This is a genomic window from Microbacterium cucumeris (assembly GCF_058349845.2).
Window position 1 is genome coordinate 426,925 of sequence record NZ_JBYRIZ020000004.1, and the last position, 8,407, is coordinate 435,331.

The following is an 8,407-nucleotide window of genomic DNA, read 5'->3' on the forward strand; positions in this document are numbered from 1 at the left end:
GATGCTTCGGCATCCGCCCCTTCGTCGTACGCGGTCGTGTCAGTCGTTCCAGGACCAGATATCGTCTCCGCGCAGGGTGGCGTCCGCGCCCCCGTCGTCGTAGATGACCTGGCCGGCCATGTGGCTGTTCTCGACGCTCGTGAGCCAGATCAGGAGGTTCGCGACCGTCTCCGGCGGCTGGTGCCCGTTGAGCGGCATCGGGACCGCGGCATCCACCATCGCGCGACCCTCGGGGGTCTCGAGCAGGCCCGCGGTCATCGGCGTCAGGACCGTTCCGGGAGCGACGGCGTTGAGCGGGATGCCGGCGCCGGCCCACTCGGCGCTGATCGCCGTGCGACGGACCCAGCGGGCGATGGCCCGCTTCGACGACGGATAGACGAGGTAGCCCGTCTCCGGTCCCTGGGCCGTCAGCGTCTCTGCGATGCGCAGGGCCTCGGCCTCGTCGCCGGCGAGAGCCGCCGCGACCATCTCGGCCGAGTTCGGCTGCAGTGACGCCATCGACGAGACGACGGCCGCGCGCGGCGCCTCGGAGCTCGCCAGCGCGGGGCGCAGGTGCTCCAGGAGCTCGGCCACCCCGAAGTAGTTCACCGAGATCGTCTTCGGGACCGGGGCGGAGATGCCGGCGCAGGCGATGACGGCGTCGATCGTGCCGCCGGCGAGCTCGACGGCCTTCGCGGCCGCGTCGACGCGGCCCTGCGGGGTCGAGAGGTCGGCCTCGACGTCGGCTCCCTTCAGGTCGATGCCGATCACTCGCTCACCGCGCTCGCGCAGCAGCGCCGAGGTGGTGGCGCCGATGCCGGATGCGGATCCGGTCACGACGTAGGTGCGTGCCATGGTGTCCTCCGTTCCACGACCGCGATCGCGGTCGCCCTCACCGGTCGCCGGGTTGCGGCCGGAATCCTACGGTGGCGGCGCGGACCGCCGCCGGCGTGAGCGTCACGGGGCGCGGTGCTCACGACACCGCGCGCTCGTCCGGGTGCGGCGCCGAGGTGGTCCGCAGGACGCCGTCGACGAAGCGCGTGAGCCGGCCGGCGAACTGCGTCGCCTCCGCTGCATCCCAGTCGTTCAGCGCCTCCGTCATCATCGCGATGCCCTGCGCGACCAGGCGCTGGTGCACGGTTTGCCCGGTCTCAGTCAGCCGGACGATCGTCCCGCGGGCGTCGGAGGGATCGACGGCGCGCTCGACGAAGCCCCCGCGTTCGAGGCGGCTCAGCTGCTTGCTCATGGTGGGGCGGCTCAACCGCAGCGCGACGGCCAGATCACCGGCGCGGGCCGGGCCCTCCAGGCCGAGCACGTACAACGGAGGGATGTCGATCGGGTCGACCTCGACTCCGGCCGCGGCGGCGACGACGCTCTGCGTGCTTGCCGACGACCAGTGCGTGGCGAGGCGGGTGAGCGCGCTGAGAAGTTCGGACTGCGGCGATCCCATGTCGTCAGCCTACGCTCATTAGTTGCCTCAGGCAATCAAAATCGCCCGGTCACGCTCTCCGGTCGTTCAGGCGGCGAGTTCTAGGCTGGACACGTGAACTACACCGTCCGCCCCGCACGCAGCGCCGACATCCTCGGCATCCACCGTCTGCTGGAGCCGATGGTGGACCGACGCATCCTGCTCGGCAAGGACCTCGCCGTGCTCTACGGCGCGACCCAGGAGTTCGTGGTCGCCGAGCACGACGGTGAACTGATCGGCTGCGGTGCCCTGCACGTGATGTGGGAGGACCTGGGAGAGGTGCGCACGCTGCTCGTCCGCGACGACTGGCTCCATCACGGCGTCGGCCGGGCGATCGTGGACGCCCTCGAGGAGCGCGCCCGCGTCCTCGGCCTCCGTCGCCTGTTCTGCCTGACGTTCGAGGTGGAGTTCTTCACACGACGCGGCTTCGCCCCGATCGGCGAGCAGATCGTGGACCCCGACGTGTACTCGCAGCTGCTGCGCAGCCCGGACGAGGGCGTCGCCGAGTTCCTCGATCTCGCTCACGTCAAGCCGAACACGCTCGGCAACACCCGGATGCTGAAGGAGCTCTGATGGCCCGACAGTCCGCCGCCGTCTACCGCCGCCGCCGGCTCGTGGTGCTGCTCGCGCTCCTGGTCGTGATCGCGGTCGTCGCCGCCGGCGTCTGGGCCCTGATCGCACGGCCCTGGGAGGGAGAGGCGCCGGTCGCGGATCCCACCGAGACGACCGCATCGGCCGAGGAGAGCCCGTCCCCGACGGCATCCGATTCCCCGACGCCGTCCGAGTCGGAGACGCCCGGCATCGCCGCGTGCCAGGCGGCGGACATCGAGGTCGTCGCGGTCACGGATGCCGAGTCCTACGCGGCCGATCAGCTGCCGAAGCTGTCGATCTCCCTGACCAACAACGGCACGAGGGACTGCACGATCAACGTCGGCACGACGACGCAGCAGTTCGTGATCACCAGCGGTGACGACGTGTGGTGGCGTTCGACGGACTGCCAGGAGAACCCTGCCGACATGATCGTCACGCTCACGGCGGGGCAGACCGTGCCGAGTGCGACGCCCCTGACGTGGGACCGGACGCGCTCCAGTACGACGACCTGCGGCGACGAGAACCGCCAGCGCGCTCCCGCCGGAGGCGCCTCCTACCACGTCGCGGTGTCCATCGGCGGATTCGACAGCAAGGGCACCCAGCAGTTCATCCTCCGTTGAGCGTCGGAGCGGGAAGCGTTTCGATCCTGTCCTGCTGACATCCCGTCTCGTTTGGGATACCATAGAGATGACTCTCGGAATTGATTCGGTGTGCATGCCATCCCCAGTGGCGTCGATCTCAGCGTCCCCAGCGCTTCGACATTCACCGGACGAGAGTCCGAGGGCCCTTTCGAGTACCCCAGTCCCCAATGGAGGACTCGAAGGGGCCCCAACCGTTTCTGCCTACACTTGAGGCATGGCACGCAAGAAGAGCGCGAAGAAGAAGCCCGCACCCGAGGACTTCCGCTCCGAGGCCCTCGCCCAAGCGCTCGAGAAGCAGGACATGGCTGCCGTCGCCCTCGCGCTGCGGAACGGGACCACGGTCGTGCCCCTCATCACGCCGGGTGCCAGGGACAATCCGCTCGACAGCGGGGAGGTCTGGACCTACCGCGATCAGAAGACCGGGGACGTCGCTCTGCTGCTGTTCAGCGACGCGAAGAACAAACCGGCCAATCTCCCCCCGGGGGTCGGGATCTACTCGGCCGAGTGGCTGCGCGCGTTCCTCACGAAGCACGCCGGCACCGTGACGACCGTGTTCCTCGACATCGCGGGGCCGCATCCCATGCAGGCGGCTCCCGAGGAGCTCCTCAAGGCGCTGGACGCGTGACCGAGCACCGGGCGGTCTTCGACGCCGAGGTCACATTCTCCAACGGAGGAGGGCTCCAGGCGCAGGACTTCCGCGTTGACCTCCCGTCCGCCGACGTCACCGAGGCGGAGATCGGGCGGCTGTTCCTCACCTCGCTCGACCTTCTGATGGCCGACACGGTCGTGGTGCGCAACGTGCGCGTCATCTCCGAGGCGCACAAGGGAACCCGCGGGGGCCCGAGCGACCCGAGGCGCTGACGACGCGGATCAGAACGGCGGGATGTCTCCGTCGATGCGCCGCGGCGCCCCGTGCGCCCGGATGTCGGTGAGCGCCGCCCTCAGCGTCTGCGAGCGCTCGTCGACCACGCGCGCGTAACCCAGACGGCCGGCCTCGCTGCGCCGCTGCGCGGCCTGCGTCACCGGTCGCACCTCGCCCGCGAGGCTGAGCTCGCCCACCGCCGCGACGGTGCGGGGGGTCGAGGTCTGCTGGATCGATCCGGCCACGGCCAGCGCGATCGCCAGATCGGCGGCCGGCTCGGTGAACCGCACGCCGCCGACCGTCGAGACGTACACGTCGAGCGCGCCGGTGGGGATGCCGGCCCGCCGCTCGAGGATCGCGAGCACCATCGCCACCCGCGACGCGTCCAGTCCGTGCACGACGCGGCGCGGGTTCGGTCCGGACGCCTTGATCGTCAGGGCCTGCACCTCGACCGGCAGCGCGCGGCGTCCTTCCAGGGCGATCGCGACGCAGGTCCCTGGTTCCGCGGCGCCGCGGGACAGGAACAGCCCGGAGGGGTCGGGAACCTCGACGATGCCGTCACCGGCCATCTCGAAGCATCCGACCTCGTCGGTCGGTCCGAAGCGGTTCTTGAGCGCCCGCACGAACCGCAGCGACGTCTGCCGGTCGCCCTCGAAGTGGCAGACCACGTCGACGAGGTGCTCGAGGATGCGGGGGCCCGCGATCTGCCCGTCCTTCGTCACATGCCCGACGATGATGATCGGAAGGCCCCGCTCCTTGGCGACGCGGATGAGCGTCGCCGCCACCTCGCGCACCTGGCTCGGCTGCCCGGCTGCCCCGTCGATGAGCGACGAGGCGACGGTCTGCACCGAGTCGACGATCACCAGCTCGGGCGCGACCTCGTCGATGTGGCCGAGGATCGTGGCGAGATCGGTCTCGCTCGCCAGATACAGCTCGTCGTGCAGGGCTCCGGTGCGCTCGGCACGCAGGCGCACCTGCGCCGGCGACTCCTCCGCGCTGGCGTACAGCACGCGCCGCCCGGAACGCGCGGACTGGGCCGCGACCTCCAGGAGCAGCGTCGATTTGCCGACCCCGGGCTCGCCGCTGAGCAGGATCGCGGCGCCGGGGACGATGCCGCCGCCGAGCACGCGGTCGAACTCGCCGACGCCGCTCGTGCGCCGTGGAGCCTCGGCCGTGGTGATCTGCGTGATCGGACGCGCGGCGCGCTCGGCCGACGGCGCGAGCGCCGTCACCTGCGGGCGGGCGATGCCGACCGACGCCGTCTGCTCGACGACCGTGCCCCACTGCTGGCACTCGCCGCAGCGCCCCACCCACTTCGCCGCCGTCCACCCGCACTCGGTGCAGACGAAGGCGGGGGGAGCGGGACGGGTCTTGGCCATGCCATCAGGGTAGCCGCGGCATCCGACACCTCCGGCACGGAGGGAGCCGGTTTATTCACGGCCGCCCGCTCCGCACTCGGTCAGGTCGGTCGGCGACAATGGGGGCATGGCGACCGGCAGGCCCGCATACGGGCCGATCTCGAGCTACTCCCGGGTGCAGATCCTGCACCTGGTGCAGTCGCGCGCCGAGCGATCGATCCAGGAGCTGCACGAGGCGACGGGACTGCACGCCAACACCATCCGCGAGCACCTGCAGCGCCTGATCGAGGGCGGCTACGTCATCGCGACGACCGAGCACCGCACCACGCGTGGCCGGCCGCGCACGCTCTACAGCGCGGCGACCGGTGACCCGGACGCGTCCAGCCCGGTCGCCCGCGAGAAGGTGAGCGCGGCCGCGCGCCGCGGGGACATGCTGCGGCGCCTGCTGCCGACCGCGGCATCCGATCTCGGGCAGGACGCCACGTACCAGCTCGACGCTCTCGTGGAGCACCTCGAGGAGAGCGGCTTCGAGCCGGTCGTCGACGACGCGGCGCTCACCGTCGATCTCACGCCCTGCCCGCATGCGGCCGGGCGGCCCGAGCACCGTCCGGTGCTGTGCGCCGTGCATCTGGGGTTGATGCAGGGCGTCCTGACGGAGGCCGGGGGGCCGCTCGCCGCCGACTGCGTGCTGGCGGCCGAGCGGCCCGAGGCGTGCACGGTGCGGCTGCGGCTCGCCGAGTCCGCCGCCTGACCTGTCGCGTGTCGGCGCTTCGGCATACCGTGGACGCATGACCAGGACCGATGAGGCGGAACGGCTGATCGACGCGTCGCCGGCGCGCGTGTTCGCGGCGATGACCGAACCCGGATCAGTGGCGAGGTGGCTTCCGCCGTCCGGGATGACCGGTCGCGTCGAGCGGTTCGAGGCGCGCACCGGCGGGACATACCGCATCGTGCTGTCCTACGACGATCCCTCCCCTGGCCACGGCAAGACCTCGGCGGACGAGGACGTCGTGGAGGGCGCGTTCGTCGAGGTGGTGCCGGGGATCCGCCTGGTGCAGGACGTCGAGTTCGAGTCCGAGGATGCCGCGTTCGCCGGCGTCATGCGGTTGACGTGGGAGGTCATCGCCGACGGGGCGCGGAGCCGGGTGCGGTTCCGCGCCGAGAACGTGCCGGAGGGCATCTCGGCCGAGGATCACCTGGCGGGCTTCCGCTCGTCGCTGGCGAACCTCGCACGCCTGGTCGAAGGGTCGGATGCCGAGGCATCCGTCGGTCAGCCGTAGAGCGAGACCGGGGGCTCCATCGTGATGCCGGCTGCCTCGAACGCGCGCCGGCGCTCCTCGATGCGTCGATGCATCTCGACCTGCGCGTCGTCGATCATCTGCGGGTGCAGCGCGATGTGCGGCGCGTGCGGGGTCCCGTGTCCGGCCGCGATGTAGGCGTCCAGCTCCGGTCCCGAGGTCCAGGAGGTGATGAGCGAGTACCTCGGCGCCGTGCCCCGGTGCCACACCGCGTGCCAGAACCGCTGGGTATCGACGACGATGCGCGAACCCGCGGACAGCGGGATGCGCACCTCGGTGGCGGGGTCGAAGCGGTCCTCGCGGAGGATCATCAGCGAGCCGGGATCGTCGGTGAGGTTCAGCGAACCCCGGACCACCCAGCCGGTGCCGTCGTCGTTGAGCCGGTTGTTGTCGTCCTGGTGGAGGTTGTAGATCGCGTCGGCGTAGGTGTTCGGCTGCAGCTCGATGACCCGGCACCGGCCGATGTTCGCTCCGGCTTCGCGGGCGCGGGCGACGAGGGTGGGGGCGATGCCGGTCTGAGCCTCGATCCAGACGCCGTCCTTGTCGGTGCGCGGAGGGGTGTGGTTCCAGAACCCGTTGCACTCGATCTCGCCCGCGTAGCTGGTCAGCGGGGCGAAGCGGGTGATGCCGGAGGAGCGCCACCCGATGTACTCGAGCTCCTGCCACTCCGCGGGGTCGATCTCGCGGTCGTCGCGGTCGAGGACGACGTAGCCGGTCTCGTCCAGGGCGGGTGAGGTGACGAAGGTCATGGGGCGCCTCCCGTTCAGCGGCATCCGTTTAGGACATCCTAACTTCCCGGGCGTTCCGCTGCAGGAGTGCGCGCCGGGGATAACGCCTACTCTGGGATCATGACGACGCCGCAGGGTGCCCTTCTCGTGGGCAGTGTGAATTTCGACGATGCCGAGAAGACGATGCGGGTGGCGGCCGAGATGCTCGGCGAGAGGCTCCGGCGTGTCCCGGACGGCGAGGTCGGCAAGCGATTCCACTGGATCATGTTCCAGCCGGACGTCCTCGGCCAGGCGGACGGGATCGAACGCGTCGGCGATGAGCCGATCCCGTTCCCGGCGGGTCTCGACGCGCGACCGCTCCGTATCGCCGAGGGCGCGGATGCCGCGGCCATCGAGCTTCCGCCGCTCGGCTACGCCGAGGCGGCGATCGAGTCGTACGCGGTGTTCTCGCGTCTTCGCGACGGGGGAGTCCTGCCCGAGGGCGTGCGCTTCCAGGTGTCGTTGCCGACGCCTCTTGCCGTGATCTCGTCCTTCTTCTCCGGAGAGGACCGGACGGAGATCGAGCCGGTCTACACGGCGGCGATGCTGCGGGAACTGGACCGGATCCTGGCCGGTATCCCGCACGAGGATCTCGCCGTGCAGTGGGATGTCGCGAGCGAGATGGGCATCATCGAGCGCGCCGCGGGATACGGCAGGGTGATGGACGCCTGGTGGCCGGGCGATCCGTTCGACGGACTGGTGTCGCGGCTGGCCGCGCTGGTCGACGCCGTCCCCGCCGACGTGGAGGTGGGCGTGCACCTCTGCTACGGCGACGCGGGGGAGAAGCACTTCGTGGAGCCGCAGGATGCCGGGAACCTGGTGCGGTACGCGAACGCGGTCGTCGCCGCGGCATCCCGCCCGCTGACCTGGCTGCACCTGCCCGTGCCGATCGAGCGCGACGACGCGGCGTACTTCGAGGCGCTCGCGGCGCTGACGCCGGTCGGCGAGCTGTACCTGGGACTCGTGCACCGCGAGGACGGAGTCGAGGGCGCCGAGCGGCGCATCGCCGCGGCCTCGCGCTTCGTCGAGGAATTCGGCGTCGCCACGGAGTGCGGCATCGGTCGCGCACCCGCTGGTTCGACCGAGGGCATCCTGCGCACGCACGCGGAGGTCGCCGCGGCCTGGTGAAGCAGCCGTGCACCGTCGGCTTCGCGAGACTTGGCTACTGGAGCGAGACTTTGTCTTCTCAGCAAAGTCTCGCCTCGGAAACCAAGTCTCGCGGCGGACGGCGGCCCGATTCGCGCGGATGCCGCGACTCCCGTAAACTAGTCCGCGGTGACGTGTCCGAGCGGCCGAAGGTGCAACTCTCGAAAAGTTGTGTAGGGTAACCCCCTACCGTGGGTTCAAATCCCACCGTCACCGCCATTGTGATGTCTCAGGACATCGTGAACGGCTGAACCCCCGGTTTCGGGGGTTCAGCCGTTTTTGCGTTGGTAGCCGCGG

Annotated in this window: 11 protein-coding genes and 1 tRNA gene; 8 read left to right on the top strand and 4 right to left on the bottom strand. The window is 70.5% G+C overall.

Translation table 11 applies throughout. From position 1 onward, the window contains the following. Positions 1-39 precede the first annotated feature (39 nt). Together AC3RXZ_RS13635 and AC3RXZ_RS13640 are read right to left on the bottom strand one after the other, a co-directional pair. Complete coding sequence (locus AC3RXZ_RS13635) at positions 40-834, bottom strand: SDR family oxidoreductase (protein WP_491494353.1); 795 nt, start codon at positions 832-834, stop codon at positions 40-42. Positions 835-952: 118 nt separating this feature from the next. Continuing rightward, positions 953-1,429, bottom strand: coding sequence for a MarR family winged helix-turn-helix transcriptional regulator (locus AC3RXZ_RS13640; protein ID WP_491494354.1), 477 nt, complete (start codon positions 1,427-1,429; stop codon positions 953-955). Between the two features lie 93 nt (positions 1,430-1,522). Between AC3RXZ_RS13640 and AC3RXZ_RS13645 the strand changes: the two genes are divergently transcribed. From AC3RXZ_RS13645 to AC3RXZ_RS13660, 4 genes are all read left to right on the top strand, one after another. Beyond that, positions 1,523-2,020 (top strand): amino-acid N-acetyltransferase, encoded by a 498-nt coding sequence (locus tag AC3RXZ_RS13645; protein ID WP_243229620.1) that lies wholly within the window; start codon positions 1,523-1,525, stop codon positions 2,018-2,020. Continuing rightward, positions 2,020-2,658, top strand: a complete 639-nt coding sequence (locus AC3RXZ_RS13650; protein ID WP_491494355.1) for a hypothetical protein — start codon at positions 2,020-2,022, stop codon at positions 2,656-2,658. The genes AC3RXZ_RS13645 and AC3RXZ_RS13650 overlap by 1 nt, the downstream gene beginning before the upstream one ends. A gap of 235 nt (positions 2,659-2,893) precedes the next feature. Beyond that, entirely contained in the window at positions 2,894-3,304 is a 411-nt protein-coding gene (locus AC3RXZ_RS13655; RefSeq protein WP_243229622.1) for a dehydrogenase, read from the top strand. Continuing rightward, positions 3,301-3,540 carry a hypothetical protein gene (locus AC3RXZ_RS13660; RefSeq protein ID WP_491494356.1) on the top strand — a complete coding sequence of 80 codons (240 nt, stop codon included), beginning with the start codon at positions 3,301-3,303 and terminating at the stop codon, positions 3,538-3,540. The genes AC3RXZ_RS13655 and AC3RXZ_RS13660 overlap by 4 nt, the downstream gene beginning before the upstream one ends. A 9-nt stretch (positions 3,541-3,549) precedes the next feature. On the opposite strand, the gene radA is transcribed toward AC3RXZ_RS13660, so the two are convergent. Continuing rightward, positions 3,550-4,920: a DNA repair protein RadA gene (gene radA, locus AC3RXZ_RS13665; RefSeq protein ID WP_491494357.1), complete on the bottom strand. Its 1,371-nt coding sequence runs from the start codon at positions 4,918-4,920 to the stop codon at positions 3,550-3,552. A gap of 106 nt (positions 4,921-5,026) precedes the next feature. On the opposite strand from radA, the gene AC3RXZ_RS13670 reads away from it, so the two are divergent. Together AC3RXZ_RS13670 and AC3RXZ_RS13675 are read left to right on the top strand one after the other, a co-directional pair. Then, entirely contained in the window at positions 5,027-5,650 is a 624-nt protein-coding gene (locus AC3RXZ_RS13670; RefSeq protein ID WP_491494358.1) for a helix-turn-helix transcriptional regulator, read from the top strand. Between the two features lie 37 nt (positions 5,651-5,687). Continuing rightward, the gene (locus tag AC3RXZ_RS13675) at positions 5,688-6,179 is read left to right on the top strand and encodes an SRPBCC domain-containing protein (protein WP_491494359.1); all 492 of its coding nucleotides are present in this window, start codon (positions 5,688-5,690) and stop codon (positions 6,177-6,179) included. Here the strand turns inward: AC3RXZ_RS13675 and AC3RXZ_RS13680 are convergent. Further along, the gene (locus tag AC3RXZ_RS13680; protein ID WP_491494360.1) at positions 6,170-6,946 is read right to left on the bottom strand and encodes a hypothetical protein; all 777 of its coding nucleotides are present in this window, start codon (positions 6,944-6,946) and stop codon (positions 6,170-6,172) included. The two genes, AC3RXZ_RS13675 and AC3RXZ_RS13680, sit on opposite strands and share 10 nt — an antisense overlap. Positions 6,947-7,045: 99 nt before the next feature. Here AC3RXZ_RS13680 and AC3RXZ_RS13685 point away from each other — a divergent pair, with 99 nt between their 5' ends. Beyond that, the gene (locus tag AC3RXZ_RS13685; protein WP_243229628.1) at positions 7,046-8,092 is read left to right on the top strand and encodes a hypothetical protein; all 1,047 of its coding nucleotides are present in this window, start codon (positions 7,046-7,048) and stop codon (positions 8,090-8,092) included. Between the two features lie 146 nt (positions 8,093-8,238). Next, positions 8,239-8,329: transfer RNA gene (locus tag AC3RXZ_RS13690), tRNA-Ser, on the top strand. The last annotated feature ends 78 nt before the right edge of the window (positions 8,330-8,407 follow it).